Consider the following 19,357-nt stretch of genomic DNA (forward strand, 5'->3'; position numbering starts at 1 on the left):
TGTCCGGCCTCAGGCGCGGTGGCAGCGGGCCTCGGCGAAGCAGTAGACGCCGAAGGCGGCCACGCCAAGGCCGACCATGGTGAGCAGGTAGGGGCCGTACTGGGCCTCGGCCAGGGTGCGCAGCGCCGCGTCGAGTCCGCCGGCCTGCTTCGGGTCGTGGTTGACCGCGGCCAGTCCGATCAGCACGCCGACCACGCCGTAGGCCGCGCCCTTGGCCACGAAACCGGCCTGGCCCAGCCGCACGGTGAGCCGCTGGGTGCCCTCGGGCAGCTTGCCCAGTTCCAGCTCGTCGGTGAAGGTCTTGCGGATGCCCTTGACCGCGGCGGCCACCCCGACGCCGAGCACGATCAGCGCGAGCAGTCCGACCAGGAATTGCCCGTACGGCAAGGACATCAGCCAGCCGGTGATCTCCTGCTGGCTCTGATCTCCTTGGGTGGCACCGGATCCACTGATCAACTGCACCGCGACCACGGTCAGCACGGCTGCGGCGAACCCGTGCGCGGCGGCGGAAATCCTTTTGGTGAGCTGCCTTCTGCCGGAAAGCCAGCGGTAGCCGCCGACCGCGGTGAGCAGCTGCCAGATGGCGAAGAAGGCGAGTCCGGCGGCCAGCACGGTCAGCAGCACGCCACCGAGCGGCTGCTCGGCCAGCGCGGCCAGCGCGCCCTTCTGGTCCGCCTCACCGACGCTGTCCCCGAAGGCGATCTGGATGGCCAGCCAGGCCACCAGCAGGTGCACGATGCCGAAGCACACCGCGCCGATCCGGCCCAGCAGCACGACCCACTGCCTGCCCTGTTGCGCACTCCGCGTGGACACCATGTGCTTGGGGTGTCCACGCGGAGGAAGTCAAAACGGGCCGAACGGCCCAGTCAGGGCGTCGGCGGCCCACAGACGATCTTGTCCTGCGCCTTGTAGGTCACCGTGCGCCGCTCGGTGCGGGTCTTGCCGGTGGCGATGTCCTTGATCGTCCGGGTGTCGGTGATCGTGAACCCGTCCAGGCCGGGGTTGGGCTTGCAGTCCGGCTTGTCGGTGACGTGCCGGGTGGCAGGCGAGGTGACGTTGCTGCGCTGGCCGTCCTGGCCCTGCACCTCGTAGGTCTTGGTGCCCCAGAGCTGCACCGTGATCGAGTTGGAGGTCCAGATGGTCTGGATGTAGATGCCGGTCTTGCTGTCGTTGCGGAACTTCACGTCGATCAGGCTCTGCCCGCTGGGGCCCTGGAAGACCGTGGCCTCCCGGCCCGCCGGGTAGCGGCTGATGTAGTTGCTGTGCTCCTTGTGCTCCACATCGACCATGCCCGCGTAGTAGGCGGCGTTGTAGATCGTGGTGGCCATCTGGGACACGCCACCGCCGACACCGCGGCCGGGCAGGCCGTGCTCCAGGATGCCGGCCTCGACGTAGCCGGTGGCCGCGGTGCGCGGACCGGTGCGGCCGTTGAGGCTGAAGGTCTCACCCGGCTTGACCACCGCGCCGTTGATCTGCTCGGCGGCCCGCCGGATGTTCTGCCCGGAGTCGGCCGCGAAGCCCTTGGTCTCGAACCGGCTGACCAGTTCCTTGACGCCGAGCTGGTTGGCCTGGTCGGTGGTCAGCTTGGCTGGCTGGTCGCCGTACTCGGCCTTGATGGTGCGGTTGTCCGTGCGGCGCAACACCTCGGGCAGGCCGACCAGGGTCTTCTCCCAGTCCACGCCCCGGCCGTCCGCGGACTCCTTGACCACCGGCTTGCCGCCCTCGAGGGCGAAGGTGGCGTCCTTGCCCGGCTTCTCGGTGGAGGCCAGCTGCGGCTTGGCGTTCTCGACCACCTTGCCGTTGTCCAGCTTGGGGATCAGGTTGCCGCCCTCGTCCACCTCGAACTTGAGCGCGTTGGCGATCGCGGCAGGCGGCACGTTGGCGTTCTTGCCCTCGCCCTGCACCACAACGGGTCCGGAGACCGCGGGCTTGGCGATCTCCTCCAGCGCCTTGCGCACCGATTCGGGCGAACTCTTCACCTGGCTGGCGCTGACCGGCAGCTCGACGACCTTGCCGTCGGCCCAGTCCGCGACCATCGCCGCGCTGGCCTTCTCCACGTCCAGCTTCTGCCCGGACTTCGGGTCCACCGCGACCGGCTTGGCGTTCTGGAAGCGCACGGTGCCCTCGACCGGGTCCCGGTCGGTCTTGCCGCGCAGGCCCTCCATGGCCGTGGTGAGCTTGGGCCCGTCCGCGCGGGTGACCACGCCGACGTCCCTGGTGCCGAAGAAGGAGGTGAGGCGGGTCAACGGGTTCAGCGGCTGCGCGCCTGCCTGGTCCAGGGTGGCCGGCCAATCCAGGGTCAGTCCGGCCTCCTGCGGGTTGACGCCCGCTTCGACGTCACCGGCCCGCACGGTCACCGGCTTGGTCAGCCGCGGCTCGATCTGCTGCCGCAGCTTGGCCTCAGCCGCTGCCCGGTCCAGCCCGCCGACGTCCACCCCGGCGACGGCCACCCCACGCGGCACGTTGCCCTGGGTCAGCAGCAGGTCAACCCCGTAGAGCAGGCCGAAGACGCCGAACGCGGCGGCCACACCCATGATCGTCCGGCGCTTGCGCCTGCTGCGCCGCTCGTCCGCGCCACCCTCGTCGAACCCGTCCGTGGGTCCGCCCGGCGGCGTCGGCGGCAGCGCGGCCACCACGGTCGCGTCCGCCTCCCGTGCCGGCGCGGGCAGGTAGGAGGTGGCCTCGATCTTGGGGATCTGGATGGTGTCGGCGTCCGGATCGGGCTGCCGCCCGGCCCCGAGCGGCCGCGGGATGGACTGGGTGGCCTGTTCGATCGGGCGCGGACGCTGCGGCAGCGCCTGGGTGGGCTGCTCGACCTGCCGGGTCACCTGCTCGAAGGCCCTGGCCGGGATGGCCTGGGTCGGCCCGTCGACGGATCGCGCCTGCAACTGCTCCATGCCCCGCGGCGGGGTCTGCGGCCGGAGCTGGCCCCGTGGCGGCGTGCCGGGGCCCTGCGGGGCGCCCTGGCCGTCCTGGCCGCGCGGCGGGAGGTGCTGGGTCTGGTCGGCGAAACCCCGTGGCGGCGTGCCGGGGGCCTGGTTCTGGAACCCGCGGGGCGGCGTGCCCGGCGACAGGCTGGCGAAGCCACCGGGCGGGGTGCCGGGGGCCTGGTTCGCGAGACCGCCGGGCGGCGTGCCCGGAGCCTGGTTCGCGAGGTCCCGCGGTTGCGCTCCCGGCGCCGGGAACCCCGGTGCCTGGAATCCCGGCGGCGGCGTGCCCGGCCCCTGGCCGCCCTGCGGCGGGGTGCCGGGACGCTGACCCTCGAAGCCACGCGGCGCGGGGCCCTGGCCGGGCGCGGTGAAGCCGCGGGCCGGGGTGCCGGGCTGCGGTGCCTGGTACGGCTCGGCAGGCCGGATCGGCGCGAACAAGCCCCTGGTCAGCGGCTCGGGCTGGACCGGAGGGTTCGGCGGCGGCGTGCTCTTGCCCTGCTCCGGGCTGTCCTTGGCCGATTCGGTCTCGGCCGCGGGAGTCTCCGGGGCGGTGTGCTGCGGAGCGGGCGCGGTGCGACCGGCCAGCTCGTCCAGCGGCGAACGCTCGGTGCGGGTGACCGGCTCCTCGGCGCGGTCCGCCGGGTCGTGCTGCGGGGACGACCCGTTCGAGGCGGCCGACGCGGACAGTCCCGCGAGCCTGGCCAGCTCGTCCTGCGGCGCGGCCCCGTTCCGGACCGGCTCAGCCGGGTCGCCGGCCGATGCCTGCACGGTCACCGAGGCCTGCACGGCCGCGGCGTCCGCCACCGCCGCCTCGACCTCGGGGCGCGCGGGAAGTCGTTGGGTGTGCGGGTCGAGCCCGTTGGCGGGCGTCCCGTCCTCGGCCGTGGGCTGCTCTACCGGCTGCGGGGCGGACAACACCGTCGTCTGCTCTGACCGCGGGCCGGGCCGCTGCTCTTCCTCCGGCACCGTGTCCCCTTCTGACGTGGGCGCGAGCACGCGCCTGGCTAGCTACCCGGCTGTCACGTCGAGGGCGCGGATCACAGGTACAAACCCGTGCCGTGCTCGGCTTGCTCGCTGGCGACGGCGTGCAGATCGCGCTCGCGCATCACCAGGTAAGCCTGGCCCTGTACCTCGACCTCGAACTGCTCCTCGGGGTTGAAGAGCACCCTGTCACCCACCTTGACAGTACGTACGTGATTCCCGACCCCGAAAACCTCGCCCCATGCCAGCCGTTTGGCCACCTGGGCAGTGGCCGGGATCACGATCCCGCCGCTGCTGCGTCGCTCGCCGCCCTCCTGCGCGATCCGCACCATCACGCGGTCGTGCAGCATCTGGATCTGGAGCTTGGCATCGGGCACCTTCGGAGTTTACTTGCCCTGCCGAGGCAGACGTGGGGCGGCTCTGTCTGCCCTATACCCCGGAGCACGCTGTTGAGCAGGCAGCCTGCCCAACAGCGTGCGGCAGATCACACCCCGGATTCGTCCATTCCGCCCATAACAAGCGCGAGCCGTACGGGCGCAGCCGTCCGGATCTGGACAGGGACTCCCCAGTCCTGCCTGCTCAGACGGCAGGCGGGGTGCTCGACTCCCTCGTCACAGCTTGCTGCCTGGGCGACCACGTGGAGTACACCCGATGGCACGTCCGGGGCGATCACCAGTCGCCGCACCAGATCCGTGCCGACCCCGGCGCCCTCGAGCAGCAGCTCCGGCGGCGAGGCGGTGACCTCCAGCCGGGTGGACGGCCCGTAGCGCTCGTCCAGCTTCTGCCCCGGCGGCGGCACGAACACCACCGCCAGCTCCACCGGCCCCGCGGCCAGCTCACTCGGCGGCCGCCGAACCTGTTGTGCCGCACCGGAGACCAGCTTCGCCGCCACCCCTGGCGGCACCGGCCGCTCCAGCCGGTGCGCGGCGGAGGCGACCACGACCACCTCGCCGTCGAGCACCACCGCGCCGGAGGGCTCGGCCAGCTCGCCGGCGAGCGTGCTCACCTGGCCGGATTCCGGGTCGTAGCGGCGCAGCGCGCCGTTGTAGGTGTCGGCCACCGCGATGCTGCCGTCGGGCAGCACGGCCACCCCGAGCGGATGCTGCAACAGCGCCTGCCCGGCCGGACCGTCCCGGTGCCCGAAGTCGAAGAGCCCGGTGCCGATCACGGTGCGCACGGTGAGCACGCCGTTGTCGTAGGCCAGGTACCGCAACGCCGAGGTCTCGGAATCGGCCAGCCACAACCGTTCCCGGGCCGGATCGACCGCCAGTCCCGAGGTCTGCGCGAAGAACGCCTCCGCCGCGTCCCCGTCCCGCAACCCCTCCACCGTGGTCCCCGCGAACCGCGACACCGTGTCCGCCACCGGATCGAACAACCCGATCGTGTGGTTCCCCGCCAACGCGATCACCACTCCGCCAGCAGGCTCCCACCAGGCCACGTCCCACGGACTGGTGAGGTCGATTTCCGTTGCCACGCCATCGGTCTCGCCGTCCCGCCACTGCTCACCGGTACCGGCCACAGTGGACACGAACCCATCACTGAGCCGCACCCCGCGCAACAGGTGGTTCACCGTGTCCGCCACCACGACGTCGTACCCGACCCGCTCCGCGACCTCTGCCGGCAACAGCGAAAGCCCGGCAGGCTCAGAGAAACTGGCCACCCCGGCCGCCCCATCAGCCCGCCCACGGACCCCGGAACCAATGCGCCGCAACAGGGTCTCCCCACCCGCGGCCAGCTCGGCCAGCGAATGCCGGGCCGAATCCGCCACCAGCAGGGTCTGCCCCGGCGTGACGATCGCCTTGGCGGGGAACCGGAGTTCGGTCGCCGCGGCCTCCGGCGGCACGTACAACCCGTCCCCACGGTGCAACGTGCCCTTGGCGGTGTGCTCGGCGACCAGCTCGGTCAGCACCCGCCGCAACGCCTCGACATGCCCCTCCCCCGCGGCCACGTGCACCACGTAACCCTCGGGATCCACCAGCACCAGCGTCGGCCACGCCTTGACCGCGTATGCCTGCCAGGTCACCAGTTCCGGATCGTCCAGCACCGGGTGGTGCACCTCGTACCGCTCCACCGCCGCGGCCAGCGCCACCGGATCCGCCTCATGCGCGAACTTCGGCGAGTGCACCCCGACGGTGACCAGCACATCGGCGAACTCCGCCTCCAGCGGCCGCAGCTCGTCCAGTACGTGCAGGCAGTTGATGCAGCAGAAGGTCCAGAAGTCGAGCAGGGTGATCTTCCCGCGCAAGTCCGCGAGCCGGATGTCCTTGCCGCCGGTGTTCAGCCAGCCACGTCCGGTCAGCTCGGGGGCACGGACACGGGCACGACGTTTCGCAGTGGTCACATCCGTAGTCAACACAGCGACTGACCAGCGGTGTTCCCCGGCCCACCAGGTGAGACGGCAGCATGACCGCATGAGCGAGTTGCGCTGGGACGAGGTCGCGGACCTGTTCGACCCCGACAACGGGATACTGCCGGACGTCGAGGTCACCGGAACGACCGTGGCGGACTGGCAGACGGTGTTCGACCTGGTGCGGGCGCGCGGCTGGCAGCACCGGTACGTGCCGGAGGTGGGCGAGGCCGAACTGCCCGCCGCGGCGGAGATCTTCGCCGGTGGGACGGTGCTGGACGCGGAGTTGCACGTCTTGCCTGCGCCGGCGATGGTGGCGATCTTCCGGTTCTACCGGGCGGAAACCGTGGACTTCGACGTGCACCTGGAGGAGTTGCAGGGGCAGGGGCCGTTGGATGTGTTGTGCGGGTTCTATCGCGACATCGGGCGGGCGTTGGGCAAGTCGGTGGTGATGACCTTCGAGGGGCATCGGGAGCTGCCGATGATCGGTTATGACGTTCGGCTGGACCGGGTGGTCCGGCTCGCGCCGCCGGACTAGGGGGACGCGGTGGGCTATCCGGTGTCGATCAAGGGTGTGTTGGTCCGGGCGGGGCGGGTGTTGTTGTTGCGCAACGACCGGGGGGAGTGGGAATTGCCAGGGGGGCGGATCGAGGCCGGGGAGACGCCGGAGTTGTGCCTGGCCAGGGAGATATGGGAGGAGACCGGGTGCGCGGTGACCGTCGGGCCGATCCTGGACTCCTGGCTGTACCTGATCGAGCAGGTCGGGCGGGAGGTGTTCGTGGTGACCTACGGCTGTCATCCGGCCGACGACGTGGCGCCGACACTGTCCGCCGAGCACCGGGAAGTCGGCTTCTTCGCGGCGGATCAGGTGGCGGGGCTGGTCATGCCCGAGGGGTATCGGCGGTCGGTGGCGCACTGGTTCGCAGACCCACGGAGATTGTGACGCCGGTCACACGTTGAACCGGGGCTGGGATTTGCTCGTCTTCGAGTCTGAAGCAAGGGACGAACAGGGACGGATGGGCCGGTCGGGCTCTTGATCCGCTGGTGCTGGGTGGCGCTGGTGGGGCGGGGTCCGGGCGGTGCCGGGGTGCTCGGTGGGACGGGGTCAGTCGGTTCGGGCGGTGCCGGACCGGGTGGTTCCCGGCGAGTGCGGAACCGGTGTGGACCGTCCCTGGGGACCCCGCGGCGCAGGGGCAGCGCTGTTCGGGTCTCGGGTGGCCTGTCCATGGGCGGACAGGTCGCCGCGGTCGCGCGCCGGCTACTCCACACCGGCGCGCGGCCGCGGTTCTTTTTCCTTTTCCGCCAACGGGAAGCTCGCCCGTACCCCCACGGCCGGACGGCCTTCCCCGCTCGCGCTCATGGCGTGGCTGCTCAGTTCTGGCCGGCGCGGCGGCGGCTCAGGGCGAAGCCGCCGAGGCCGAGGCCCGCGGCGAGCACCGAGCCGCCGACGAGGTAGCCCACGGTGTTGTCCTCGGCGGTGGCGCCGCCGCCGGTCTCCGGGGCGCCCTTGGGCTTGACCGGGACGGCCGCGGTGCTGGTCGTGGTGGTGGGCTTGGGCTTTGCCGGGCTGGTGGTGGGCTTGACGGAGGTGACCGGCGGCTTGGGCGCGAGCACCTGGAACTTCACGTGCGCGCGGTATCCCTTGTGGCACACGATGGTCAGCTGGTGCTCGCCCGGCTTGGCCTTGCCAAGCAACACCCGGGTGGACAGCCTGCCGTCGTGCTCGATCAGCTCGTCGGTCCCGAACAGCGGCGACTCGACGACCGGCTTCTCGACCTTCGGGCAGGTCTTGGGGTCCACCCGGATGGTCAGCTCCTTCTCCGCCTGGACCCCGTTGCGGCCGCCGGTCTCCAGGTAGGTGACGGACAGGCTCGGGCTGATGTCGATGGTCTGGAACTGACCGGCGGAAGCCAGCGGCGCGGTCAGCACGAGCGCGCCCGCGGCGAAGGTGACGGCGGCGATCGCGGTCTTGGCGTTCATGGTGTTCTCCCCAGTTCTCAGCACCGCGCTGCTGCGCCGTGTTCGTCTCCTACACGTCCGGGCGGCGGTGCCGGTTGCCGGGAAAATCGGCCAATATTGCCGAATTTCCGAGGCAACCCCGAGGTGCTCTCAGACGTCGAACACTGTTGGCGGACAAGAAGAAGGGGAGCCCGGAAACCGGACTCCCCTGTGGACGGTCAGCTAGTTCATTCGAGCACCCGCACGTTCACCTGCACCCGGTGCGTGGGGGTGCAGCCCACGGTCACCTGGTACTGGCCGGGCTCGGTCTCGGCCATCGGGACGGTGGCGTAGAGCACCTCTGCCGGCTTGGCCAGCGGGGTGGCCGGGAACAACGCGGACTCCACCCACGGCGACTCGAGCCGGGGGCAGAGACGGTCGTCCACCACGATGGCGATGTCGTTGCCTGCCAGCACCCCCTGCCGGTCGCCGGGGATACCGCTGTAGCTCACCGTCTGATCCGCGTTGATCTCGATGACCTGCACCGTGCCCGCGCTGGCCAGTGGCGCGGCGAGCACCGCGGTCCCCATGGCGATGGCGAGCGCGGCGAAAGCGGTCTTGCTCCTCATGCTTTTCCTCCCAGTGGTGACACAGCGCCCCCGCGCCGTGTTCGCTTCACTGGACGTGCGGGCGGGGCCGTCGGTTGTCGGCGAAACCCGGCGAGACTCGCTGGATTTTCCGGGCAACCGGCGGCCCCGCCGGACGTCTGAAGGTATTGCGATACAAGCGCTTTCAGCTCTGCGCGCCACCCCGGCGACGGCGCAGCGCCCAGCCGCCGAGTGCGGCACCGGCCAGCAGTGCGCCGCCACCGGCGAGCACCCCGCCGAGGCCGGAGTCCGCGGTGGCGCCGCCACCGGTCTCCGGGGCGCCCTTCGGCTTGGTCGGCACCGCCGCGCTGGTACTGGCGCTGGGCCGGGGACGGGAGGTCGCGGGCGGCGGGGCCTGGATGGTGAACTCGCCGCGGTAGGCGACCGGGCCGCAGCTGAAGGTCATGGTGTGCTTGCCGCCCTTGACCCCCTTGGGGATGGTGAACTCGCCCATCGCCACCCCGGCGCTGCCGCCGTTGAGCTGGATCTCGCCCATCCCACTGATCTTGACCTTGCTCGCCTTGTCCGGCGCGCAGTCGGTGCCGATCATCACCCTGGCCGGCAGATGGAAGGTGCTGCCTGCGCCGAAGGCGGTCTTCCCGCCTTCGAAGTCCACGGTGTAGGCGTTGGTGCCAGGCTGGGCCATGGCGGCCGGTGCGGCGAGCAATGCCGCGCCCGCGGCGAGGGCGAGGGTGGCGAGGGCGGTCCTGGTCTGCATGGCGAGTCTCCCCGACTGTCTTGCCGTGACTGGTGACTCCTACACGTTGTTAGCGCACTAGTTGGTTGCCTGTTGACGAGAAAATCCCGGGGAGGATCTGTGACCGGCGAACTCAACACCTACGACACCGCGACCGCGGCCGCGTACCGGCAGGCCAGGGAGATCCCGAGGGCCGGGCTGACGCACTGGCGGGCGGCCATCGAGCGGCACCTCGCCCCGGCCGCGGGCGCGTGCGTGCTCGACCTGGGCGCGGGCACCGGGCTGTTCACCACCGCGCTGGCCGACTGGTTCGGCGTGCGGGTGCTCGCGATCGAACCCGCCGAGGCCATGCGCGCGCACATCCCGGCGCACCCGCTGGTGACGGTGCGGCCGGGAGACGCGGCGCACATCCCGGCCGAGGACGGCTCGCTGGACGGGGCCTGGCTCTCCACGGTGATCCACCACGTGCCGGACCGGGTGGCCGCCGGGCACGAGCTGCGCCGGGTGCTGCGGCCGGGCGCGCCGGTGCTGATCCGGGGGATCTTCCGGGAGCGGCCGCTGGAGTTGAACGTGCTCCGGTACTTCCCGGAGGGCATCAGGGCGCTGGCGGGCTTCCCGACCGTGACGGAGGTCCGCGCGGACCTCGGGGTGGCCGGGTTCGAGCAGGTCAGCCTGGAGTCGGTCGCCCAGACAAGTGCACCCGATCTGGGGACAGTGCTCGGCCGGATTCAGCAGAACGGTGACACTTTGCTGCGGGGGCTGCGCGCCGAGGAATATGCCGCGGGCCTGGACCGGCTACGGGCGGCAGTGGCGGCCGGCGCCAGCGGTCCGATCATCGACCGGCTTGACCTGCTGGTTCTGCACTGACCCGAGATATGGGAAACCCCGCGGTGCTGCCAGGTCGGGGGTCCGACAGCACCGCGGGGTCATCTAGAACATCGCTACGCCCCCCAAAGGCGTTACACCCGATTGGGTAAGTGACGTGGGTCACTTCAGCGATGCGTGATTGTGCAGGTGAAACAGCACGACCCCGACCGGCGGGAGGCAAGTCGGGGCCGTGCGTCTTCCCCCGTGGGGTCACGGCGACGGGAGGGCTCGCCCAATCGAGGTAGGGCGTCCGCGCCGGACCGGGCTCAGCGGAGGGAGGTCACCTGGGCGGCGGCAATGGCCATCAGTTCGTGCCGCATGGCCGGAGTGGCGGCGGCGTCGATCGCGCGGTTCACGGCTCGCCGGGTGCGGGCCTGTGCACGGCGGGACCGGATCTTCGCGACGAGGTTCATCTGAGTTGCATCCCCTTAGTAAGCATCTCGTTGTCTGTGCCTCAAGTATGCACCACCCAAACCCCGATTGCACCCGATTATCCGGTGAGACGGGCCACAGGCCGATGATTCATCGGCACCGACCGGGAAGTAACCGGCGATTCGTCCGGTGTTCACCTAGTCACCAGCGGTCAGCAGGAACCGGCCGAAATGCGGCACGGTGAAGGCGATCCGGCCGCGTTCGGCCGAGTAGACCAGGCCTTTCTTGATGAGGGCGTCCCGCGCCGGGGACAGCGAGGAGGGCTTGCGGCCCAGGTGTCGCGCCAGGTCGGCGGTGCCGACCGGCTCGTCCCGGCCCTCGCTGAGCACCGCCATCCCGTGCAGGTACTCCCGTTCGGCCGGGGTGGCCCGCTCGTAGCGGGAGCCGAAGAAGCCCACCGCCAGCTCGCCCGCGGCCTCCGGCTCGGCCACCGCGACGTCCTCGGCGGTGATCGGATCCCCTGGCGCGGCGTCCCAGGCGGCCTTGGCGTATGCCTGCACGAAGTACGGGTAGCCGCCGCTGGCCTCGAACAACGCCGCCAGCGCCGCCGGGGCGATGGCCGCTTCCTCACGTTCGATCGGCGCGGTCACCGCGCGGTCGTGCTCGGCCCGGTCCAGCCGGTCGATCTTGACGTAGCGGAACAACCGCTCGGAGTAGGACTTGCCGGCCGAGAGCACCGCGGGCAGGTGCGGCAGCCCGGCGCCGACCACCACCAGCGGCGCGCCGGACTGGGACAGCTCGTGGCAGGCCGCGCACAGCGCCGAGACGTCCTCCGGCGGCACGTCCTGCATCTCGTCGATGAGCAGCGCGACCCCGGTGCCCACGTCCGCGGCCAGCTCGGCCACGTCGGTGAACAGCTCCACCAGGTCGATCTCGATATCGCCGGAGTCGGCCCGGCCGCTGGCCGCCGGCACGTCGATGCCGGGCTGCCAGCGGTCCCGCAGCTTGGCGCCCTCCGGGGTGGACCGCAGCGCGAACGCCTTGAGCACGCCCAGCACCTGCTCCACCCGGTCCGGCGCGCGGTGCCGGACGGCCAGCTCGCGCACGGCCCGGTGCAGGGCGGCCGAGAGCGGCCTGCGCAGCCCGGAGTCCGGGCGGGCCTCGATCTTGCCCGCACCCCAGCCCCGCCGGATGGCCATCGAGCGCAGTTCGCCGAGCAGCACGGTCTTGCCAACCCCGCGCAGTCCGGTGAGCACCAGGCTGCGTTCCGGGCGGCCCCTGGCGATGCGCTCCAGCACCACCTCGAACGCGGCGACCTCCCGGTCCCGGCCGGCAAGCTCGGGCGGCCGCTGGCCTGCCCCTGGGGCGAAGGGATTGCGCACCGGGTCCACGATCGGACCGTATCGGCGTTTCTAGGTCCACTCCGATACTGCGGCAGAAAGACCGGCCCGCGTGTCGGCGGCGTCAAGATCGCTGTGGGCGGGCTCAGGATCGCGTCAAGGAGGCCGGGCGCGGTCGTGCCAGGACCGCACAGTGCGGCGTGTGCTGACCCTGACTCGGACCGAGGCCGGTGAGAACCGGCACCGGCTGACCGCCACCACCGGCGTGGCCGCCCTCGGCCTGGACGCGCTCGCCTCGGTCTCCTACGGCCCGCAGGCCATCGTGCTGGCGCTGGCCGCGGCCGGGGCGGCCGGCATCGGCTGGACCCTGCCGGTGACCATCGCGATCGTGCTGCTGCTGGTGGTGCTGGTGGCCGCGTACCGGCAGGTGGTGCACGCCTACCCGGACGGCGGCGGCGCGTACACGGTGGCCCGGCGCAACCTGGGTGAACGGGCCGGACTGGTCGCGGCGGCCGCACTGATCGTGGACTACGTGCTCAACGCGGCGGTGGCCACCGCGGCCGGGGTGGCCGCGCTGACCTCGGCCGTGCCCGCCCTGCTGCCCTGGACCACCGAGCTGTGCCTTGCCGTGCTGGTGCTGGTCACCCTGGTGAACCTGCGCGGGGTGGCCACCAGCGCCCGCGCCTTCGCCGCGCCGACCGCGTTGTTCGTGCTCGCGGTGCTGGTGGTGATCGGCATCGGGCTGCTGCGCGGCGCACCGCTGAACCCGTTGCCCGATCCCGCGCCCACCCAGACCACCGCGGCCGTCGGCGTGCTGCTGGTGCTGTCCGCCTTCGCCAACGGCTGCGCCTCGCTGACCGGGATCGAGGCGATCGCCAACGCCACCCCGTCCTTCCGCGCCCCGCGCCCGCAACGCGCCGCCCGCGCGCAGACCCTGCTCGGCCTGCTGCTCGGGGTGATGCTGCTGGGCCTGGCCGCCCTGGTCGAGCTGTTCGACCTGCGCCCGGTCGAGGGCCGCACGGTGCTGTCGCTGCTGGTGCAGGGCGCGGTCGGGGACGGCGCGATCTACCTGGTGGTGCAGTTCACCACGGTGGTGCTGCTCGCGCTCTCGGCCAACACCTCCTTCGGCGGCCTGCCGGTGCTCGCTGCCCGGCTGGCCGCCGATCACTACCTGCCGCACGCCTTCGGGCTGCGCGCGGACCGCCTGGTGCACCGGATCGGCGTGCTGGTGCTGGCCGCGCTGGCCGCGGCGCTGATCATCGGTTCCGGCGGACAGCTCGACGTGCTGGTGCCGATGTTCACCATCGGTGTCTTCGTCGGGTTCGCGCTGTGCCAGACCGGGATGGTGCGGCACTGGCTGACCCGCGGCGAACGCGGCAGGCGGCTGTGGCTCAACCTGGTTGGCGCGGTGCTGAGCACGGTGGCCGCGGTGGTGGTGACGATCGTGAAGTTCACCGAAGGCGCCTGGCTGGTGGTGCTGGTGCTGCCGCTGCTGGTGTTCGGGCTGCGCCGGGTGCACCGGGCCTACGCGGTGCTCGGGCGGCAGCTCGGCCTGGGTTCGCTGCCCGAGCTGCCCCGGCCGGAGGCGGCGCTGGTGGTGGTGCCGGTGGCCGGGCTGTCGGTGCTCACCTCGCACTGCCTGAGCACCGCGTTATCCTTGGGGCACAAGGTGATCGCGGTGCACGTGGCAGGTGGCGGGCAACCGGCGGAGTGCCAGCGCGAGCTGGGCGCGGTGTGGACCGCGTGGCATCCGGACGTGCCGCTGGTGCTGCTGGAGCGGACCCGCGGCGGACTCGGCGCCACCATCGCGGCCTACGTGCGCGGCATGCCGGAGAAGCAGGTGGTGGTGCTGATCGGCGAACTGCGGCCGCGCAGCGGGTGGATCCGGTTGCTGCTCAACGGTCAGGGCGGCGGCATCGCGCGGGCGGTGCGCGGCCGCAGCCAGGCCGCGGTGTGCCGGATGCACTACCGGCTGCCCTGATCTAGCACTTTCTAGGGTTCAAGCTAGATATATGTATACGCCGGAATCATTGCGGGGCGAGCCCAGGGCGAGTTGGGTGGGTGGCGTGGCTGAAGTTGTGACGAAGGGGACCGGAGAAGTCGAGCGAACCGCGGACCGCGCCCAGCTGTGGGTGAGTTTCACCGCGAGCGCGGGCGATCGGACCGAGGCGGTCACGCTGCTCGGGCAGCGGGTGGCCGGGGTCGAACCACTGCTGGAACAGGACGGCGTCGAGGTTCGCTCGCGGCGGCTGTCCGTGCAGCCGAACTGGCAGGGCGACCGCCAGATCGGCGCCAACGCGGAACAGCACTACCAGCTGCGGGTGGCCGATCGGGCCACGCTGGAGCGGGTGGTCGCGGCACTGGTCGCGGCCGAACCGGCCGCGCTGAACGGCCCGGACTGGGAGTTGAGCGAGCAGGCCGAGGCCGCGCGGGAAGCCCAGGTGCTCGCGGTCGCCGACGCCCGGCGGCGCGCGGAGGGCTATGCCAGCGCGCTCGGAGTGCGGCTCGGACCGCTGCTGCGGATCAGCGACGGCGAGGACGCCCACTACGCGCCGATGGCCAGGGCAGGCGGTTACGCGATGGCCGCGGAGGTGAGCCCGGCGGTGCAGGCGCTGAACCTGGAACCGCAGGCGATCACGGTCGGCGCGCGCTGCACCACCACCTGGTCGCTGCTGGACTAGCGCTCCAGGATCGCGGTGACGCCCTGGCCGCCTGCTGCGCAGATGGAGATCAGGCCCCGGCCGGATCCCCTGCGGGCCAGCAGTTTGGCCAGGGTGGCCACGATCCGGCCGCCGGTGGCGGCGAAGGGGTGGCCCGCGGCCAGTGAGCTGCCGTTGACGTTGAGCTTGGCGCGGTCGATCTCGCCGAGCGGGGCGTCCAGGCCGAGTTTCTCCTTGCAGAAGGCGGGGTCGGTCCAGGCTTTGAGGGTGGCCAGGACCTGGGAGGCGAATGCCTCGTGGATCTCGTAGTAGTCGAAGTCCTGCAGGGTGAGGCCTGCTCGGGCGAGCATCCGGGGGACCGCGTAGGCCGGGGCCATCAGCAGGCCCTCGCCGCCGTGCACGAAATCGACCGCGGCGGTCTCGCACTGGGTGAGGTAGGCCAGCGGGGTCAGCCGGTGCGCGGTCGCCCACTCCTCGCTGGCCAGCAGCACCGCGCTGGCGCCGTCGGAGAGCGGGGTGGAGTTGGCCGCGGTCATGGTGGCGCCCTCGCCCTTGCCGAAGACCGGCTTGAGCTTGGCCAGCTTCTCCAGGCTGGAGTCGGCGCGCAGGTTCTGGTCGCGTTCCAGGCCCAGGTACGGCGTGACCAGGTCGTCGAAGAAGCCGGTGTCGTAGGCGCGGGCCAGGTTCTGGTGGCTGGCCACGGTCAGCTCGTCCTGCGCCTCACGGCTGATCTCCCACTCCGCGGCGGTGATCGCCGCGTGGTCGCCCATGGACAGGCCGGTGCGGGGTTCGCCGTTGCGCGGGATGTCCGGGACGATGTGCGTCGGCCGCAGCCTGGTCAGCAGGCGCAGCCGCTTGCCGAGGCTCTTGGCCCGGTTGAGGTCGAGCAGCACCTGGCGGAAGTCCTCGTTGACGCCGATCGGGGCGTCGCTGGTGGTGTCCACGCCACCGGCCACGCCGACCTCGATCTGGCCGAGCGCGATCTTGTTGGCCACCAGGATGGCCGCCTCCAGGCCGGTGCCGCAGGCCTGTTGCACGTCGTAGGCGGGGGTTTCCGGGGCGAGCCTGCTGCCCAGCACGGTCTCCCTGGTCAGGTTGAAGTCCCGGCTGTGCTTGAGCACCGCGCCCGCGACCACCTCGCCCAGCCGTTCGCCCTGCAGGCCGAACCGGCTGACCAGGCCGTCCAGCGCGGCGGTGAGCATGTCCTGGTTGGATGCCCTGGCGTAGGGGCCGTTGGAACGGGCGAAGGGGATCCGGTTGCCACCCAGGACCGCCACTCGTCGCGTGCTCGCGGACATCGCGCCTCCTCGCCGGGATCTCTGGCTGCTAGCCTAGCGAGGATAACCTACTGACGAGTAGTCTTACTGGCGAGTAGGGAGTGTCACATGACCGATCGGTACCAGAAGCTGGCGCGCTCCGCGGTGGGCCGCACGCTGGTCAAACGGCTCGGCCTGCCCAATCCCGCCAGGCTGCGCCGCCATCAGCCGGGGCAGCCGGTGGTGGACGGGCCGGTGCTGTTCGGCTCGGCGCCCAAGGGACGGCTCGGCGAGGCGGTGCTGGACCTGCTCAAGGCGGTCGAGGCCACCGTGCTGACCAGCGCGGCCGAGGCCGACCCTGAACACCGCTACGGCGCGCTGGTCTTCGACGCCACCGGCATCGAGCGCAGCGAGGACCTGCACGAGCTGTACCGCTTCTTCCACCCGGTGATCCGCCAACTCGGCGGCAACGGCCGGGTGATCGTGCTGGGCACTCCCCCCGAGCTTCTCGACTCGCCGCGGCAGTCGGTGGCGCAGCGCGCGCTGGAGGGCTTCACCCGCGCGGTCGGCAAGGAGGTCCAGCGCGGCGGGACCGCCCAGCTGGTCTACGTGGCACCCGGCGCCGAGGCCAACCTGGCCGCCACGCTGCGGTTCTTCCTCTCCGCCCGCTCCGCCTACGTCTCCGGGCAGGTGGTCCGGATCGGGACCGCGCCGGTGGTCGAACCCGCCGACTGGGACAGGCCCCTCGCGGGCAAGGTCGCACTGGTCACCGGGGCCGCGCGCGGGATCGGCGAGGCCATCGCCGAGGTGCTGGCCAGGGACGGCGCGCACGTGGTCTGCCTGGACATCCCGGCCGCGGGCGAGGACCTGTCCAAGGTGGCCAACCGGGTCGGCGGCACCACCGTGCAGCTCGACATCACCAGCGCCGAGGCGCCCGCGATCCTGGCCGCGCACCTGAGCGAGCGGCACGGCGGGGTGGACGTCGTGGTGCACAACGCGGGCATCACCAGGGACAAGACGCTGGGCCGGATGGACGACGCGCGCTGGGACTCCGCGATCGACGTCAACCTCTCCGCGCAGGAGCGGATCAACGAGGTCCTGTTGCGGGACAACGTGATCCACGACGGCGGACGGCTGATCGGGCTGTCCTCGATCAGCGGGGTCGCGGGCAACTTCGGCCAGACCAACTACTCCACCTCCAAGGCGGGCGTGATCGGCGTGGTGCAGGCGCTGGCCCCCGCGCTGCGCGAGCGGGGCATCACGGTCAACGCGGTCGCGCCAGGGTTCATCGAGACCCGGCTTACCTCCGCGATCCCGTTGTTCACCAGGGAAGCCGGTCGCCGGATGAACAGCCTGGCGCAGGGCGGACTGCCGATCGACGTCGCCGAGACCATCGCGTGGTTCGCCAGTCCGGGTGCGGGCGGGGTGACCGGGAACGTGGTGCGGGTCTGCGGCCAGAGCCTGCTCGGAGCCTGATATGTCCACAGTGGAGGTTCAGGAACTCGACGGCGCGCCCGGTCTCGGGCTGCTCTACCCCAAGGCCGTGCTGACCGGATTCACCCGCTCTGGCAAGGAGTTGCCGGGCACCGGCTACCTGCGCCGCGCGGTCGAGGTGGACCGGACGCAGCTGGCCCAGTACAGCCGGGTGTGCGGGTTCGGGGTCACCGACACGCTGCCGGTGACCTATCCGCACATCCTCACCTTCCCGATGGCGATCAAGCTGATGACCGCGCCCGGCTTCCCGTTCCCGCTGGTCGGGCTGGTGCACATCGGCAACCGGATCCACCAGCTGCGTCCGGTGCGGGCCGGGGAACCGCTGGACCTGCGGGTGTGGGCGCAGAACCTGGGTGACCACGACCGGGGCCGCCAGTTCGAGGTGGTCAGCGAGGCCGCGGTGGGTGAAGAGGTCCTCTGGCGCGAGGTCAGCACCTACCTGCGGCGGGAGAAGTCCAGTGGTGCCAAGGAATCCCGGCCGGAAACGCCGGAGCTGCCCGAGGCCGCCGCGCTGTGGCGGGTGCCCAAGGACATCGGTCGGCGCTACGCCAAGGTCTCCGGTGACAGCAACCCGATCCACCTGTACCCGTTGAGCGCCAAGCTGTTCGGCTTCCCCCGGCACATCGCGCACGGCATGTGGAGCAAGGCCCGCTGCCTGGCCGCGTTCGAGGGACGGCTGCCCGATGCCTACACCGCCGAGGTGAGCTTCAAGCTGCCGATCCTGTTGCCGGGCAAGGTCGCCTTCCGCACCGAGCGGATCGGCGACGGCTGGGAGTTCGACCTGCGGGCGGCCGGGGACGGCCGCCCGCATCTGGCCGGAACCATCAGTTAACGCAAGGACTCCAGGGCCTTCGACGCGCCGGGGTGCATCGGGATCGGGTCGATCACGGTCGCCTTGTGCACGTCGATGTCCTTGGCCGCCGGGTGCACCTTGGCCAGGTCGTCCTTCTTGTCATAGATCAGCTTGGTGATCGCGCAGGCGTTGCCTGCCGGGAAGTCCTCGCGCACCAGCAGCACGTTCGGGATCACCACGGTGGGCACCTCGGCCGGGGTGCGGTAGGTGGCCGCCGGGATCTTCGCCTGGTCGTAGACCGGGTTGATCTGCTTGAGCTTGCCAAGCAGCCCGGTCACGTCGACGAACTTCGCCCGGTCCTTCAACGTGGTGGTCAGATCGGTGATCTGCGCGGTGGGCAGGCCGCCGACCCAGACCAGGCCGTCGATGGTGCCGTCCTTCATACCGTCCACGGTCTTGGTCAGGTCCAGCCGCTGGGCCTGCACATCGCTGTCCGGGTTCAGTCCGGCCGCCTGCAGCAGCCGGTTCGCGATCACCTCGGTGCCCGAGCGCGGTGAACCGGTGGAGATCCGCTTGCCGCGCATGTCGGTGATCGAGTTGATGCCGGCGTCCGCGCGCACCAGCACGTGCACGTAGTTGAGGTGGATCCGGGTCAGCGCCTGCACCTTCTGCGGCTTGCCGTTGAAGGAGTCCCGACCGGCCACCGCGTCCGCCGCGGTGTCGGCGAGGGAGAAGGCGATGTCGTAGTCACCGGCGACGAGTTGCTGGATGTTCTGCACCGAGGCCCCGGTCTCCGCGGCGGTGGCCTTGAGCTTGCTGTTGCCGCTGATCACCTGGGCCAGGCCGCCGCCGAGCACGTAGTACACGCCGCCCGCGTTGCCGGTGGCCAGGGTGACCCGGCCTTCGCTCGCCTCGCACGGCGCGGCATTGGCGTTGGTGGCCGAGGTGTCCCGCTGTTTGCCGCCACAGCCCGCGGCGAGCAGGCTCAGCGCGGCGACGGCGGCGAGAACTCTGGTCAATCGCATCGGTGCTTCC

At 71.4% G+C, this 19,357-nt stretch carries 18 protein-coding genes; 7 read left to right on the forward strand and 11 right to left on the reverse strand.

Features of this window, described 5'->3' with window-relative positions:
- Positions 1-9 precede the first annotated feature (9 nt).
- From HNR67_RS04490 to HNR67_RS04505, 4 genes are all read right to left on the reverse strand, one after another.
- On the reverse strand, positions 10-816 hold the full coding sequence (locus HNR67_RS04490) for a DUF1206 domain-containing protein (protein ID WP_185000856.1): 807 nt from the start codon (positions 814-816) through the stop codon (positions 10-12).
- Between the two features lie 50 nt (positions 817-866).
- A complete protein-coding gene (locus HNR67_RS46110) occupies positions 867-3,896 on the reverse strand; it encodes a VanW family protein (RefSeq protein WP_312986417.1) in 3,030 nt (1,009 codons plus the stop codon).
- Between the two features lie 71 nt (positions 3,897-3,967).
- A complete protein-coding gene (locus HNR67_RS04500) occupies positions 3,968-4,288 on the reverse strand; it encodes a GroES family chaperonin (protein ID WP_185000857.1) in 321 nt (106 codons plus the stop codon).
- A 107-nt stretch (positions 4,289-4,395) separates the two neighbouring features.
- Entirely contained in the window at positions 4,396-6,324 is a 1,929-nt protein-coding gene (locus tag HNR67_RS04505; RefSeq protein ID WP_185000858.1) for an NHL domain-containing thioredoxin family protein, read from the reverse strand.
- Here HNR67_RS04505 and HNR67_RS04510 point away from each other — a divergent pair.
- Positions 6,323-6,796 carry a hypothetical protein gene (locus HNR67_RS04510; protein WP_185000859.1) on the forward strand — a complete coding sequence of 158 codons (474 nt, stop codon included), beginning with the start codon at positions 6,323-6,325 and terminating at the stop codon, positions 6,794-6,796. The genes HNR67_RS04505 and HNR67_RS04510 overlap by 2 nt on opposite strands.
- Before the next feature lie 9 nt (positions 6,797-6,805).
- Positions 6,806-7,201, forward strand: coding sequence for an NUDIX hydrolase (locus tag HNR67_RS04515; RefSeq protein ID WP_185000860.1), 396 nt, complete (start codon positions 6,806-6,808; stop codon positions 7,199-7,201).
- A 428-nt stretch (positions 7,202-7,629) separates the two neighbouring features.
- Here the strand turns inward: HNR67_RS04515 and HNR67_RS04520 are convergent, their stop codons facing one another.
- The 3 genes from HNR67_RS04520 to HNR67_RS04530 all read right to left on the reverse strand — a co-directional run bounded on the left by HNR67_RS04520 (position 7,630) and on the right by HNR67_RS04530 (position 9,561).
- A complete protein-coding gene (locus HNR67_RS04520) occupies positions 7,630-8,238 on the reverse strand; it encodes a hypothetical protein (protein WP_185000861.1) in 609 nt (202 codons plus the stop codon).
- 206 nt (positions 8,239-8,444) lie between these two features.
- Positions 8,445-8,825 (reverse strand): hypothetical protein, encoded by a 381-nt coding sequence (locus HNR67_RS04525; RefSeq protein ID WP_185000862.1) that lies wholly within the window; start codon positions 8,823-8,825, stop codon positions 8,445-8,447.
- Between the two features lie 163 nt (positions 8,826-8,988).
- Complete coding sequence (locus HNR67_RS04530) at positions 8,989-9,561, reverse strand: hypothetical protein (protein ID WP_185000863.1); 573 nt, start codon at positions 9,559-9,561, stop codon at positions 8,989-8,991.
- Positions 9,562-9,660: 99 nt separating this feature from the next.
- On the opposite strand from HNR67_RS04530, the gene HNR67_RS04535 reads away from it, so the two are divergent.
- Positions 9,661-10,407 carry a class I SAM-dependent methyltransferase gene (locus HNR67_RS04535; protein WP_221489770.1) on the forward strand — a complete coding sequence of 249 codons (747 nt, stop codon included), beginning with the start codon at positions 9,661-9,663 and terminating at the stop codon, positions 10,405-10,407.
- Positions 10,408-10,673: 266 nt separating this feature from the next.
- Here the strand turns inward: HNR67_RS04535 and HNR67_RS04540 are convergent, their stop codons facing one another.
- Together HNR67_RS04540 and HNR67_RS04545 are read right to left on the reverse strand one after the other, a co-directional pair.
- Positions 10,674-10,820 (reverse strand): hypothetical protein, encoded by a 147-nt coding sequence (locus tag HNR67_RS04540; protein ID WP_185000864.1) that lies wholly within the window; start codon positions 10,818-10,820, stop codon positions 10,674-10,676.
- Positions 10,821-10,976: 156 nt separating this feature from the next.
- Positions 10,977-12,170, reverse strand: coding sequence for an ATP-binding protein (locus tag HNR67_RS04545; RefSeq protein WP_185000865.1), 1,194 nt, complete (start codon positions 12,168-12,170; stop codon positions 10,977-10,979).
- Positions 12,171-12,321: 151 nt separating this feature from the next.
- On the opposite strand from HNR67_RS04545, the gene HNR67_RS04550 reads away from it, so the two are divergent.
- Positions 12,322-14,100 (forward strand): APC family permease, encoded by a 1,779-nt coding sequence (locus HNR67_RS04550; RefSeq protein ID WP_312986420.1) that lies wholly within the window; start codon positions 12,322-12,324, stop codon positions 14,098-14,100.
- An 85-nt stretch (positions 14,101-14,185) separates the two neighbouring features.
- On the forward strand, positions 14,186-14,800 hold the full coding sequence (locus tag HNR67_RS04555) for an SIMPL domain-containing protein (protein ID WP_185000867.1): 615 nt from the start codon (positions 14,186-14,188) through the stop codon (positions 14,798-14,800).
- Here HNR67_RS04555 and HNR67_RS04560 read toward each other — a convergent pair.
- Positions 14,797-16,077, reverse strand: coding sequence for an acetyl-CoA C-acetyltransferase (locus tag HNR67_RS04560; RefSeq protein ID WP_185000868.1), 1,281 nt, complete (start codon positions 16,075-16,077; stop codon positions 14,797-14,799). The genes HNR67_RS04555 and HNR67_RS04560 overlap by 4 nt on opposite strands.
- Before the next feature lie 87 nt (positions 16,078-16,164).
- On the opposite strand from HNR67_RS04560, the gene HNR67_RS04565 reads away from it, so the two are divergent.
- Complete coding sequence (locus tag HNR67_RS04565; protein WP_185000869.1) at positions 16,165-17,511, forward strand: 3-oxoacyl-ACP reductase; 1,347 nt, start codon at positions 16,165-16,167, stop codon at positions 17,509-17,511.
- Between the two features lie 10 nt (positions 17,512-17,521).
- Positions 17,522-18,361 (forward strand): MaoC family dehydratase, encoded by an 840-nt coding sequence (locus tag HNR67_RS04570; RefSeq protein WP_185010131.1) that lies wholly within the window; start codon positions 17,522-17,524, stop codon positions 18,359-18,361.
- On the opposite strand, the gene HNR67_RS04575 is transcribed toward HNR67_RS04570, so the two are convergent.
- Positions 18,358-19,347, reverse strand: a complete 990-nt coding sequence (locus HNR67_RS04575) for a TAXI family TRAP transporter solute-binding subunit (RefSeq protein ID WP_185000870.1) — start codon at positions 19,345-19,347, stop codon at positions 18,358-18,360. The two genes, HNR67_RS04570 and HNR67_RS04575, sit on opposite strands and share 4 nt — an antisense overlap.
- Positions 19,348-19,357 lie beyond the last annotated feature (10 nt).

Origin of the sequence: Crossiella cryophila, assembly GCF_014204915.1 — a bacterium.
Lineage (GTDB): Bacteria > Actinomycetota > Actinomycetes > Mycobacteriales > Pseudonocardiaceae > Crossiella > Crossiella cryophila.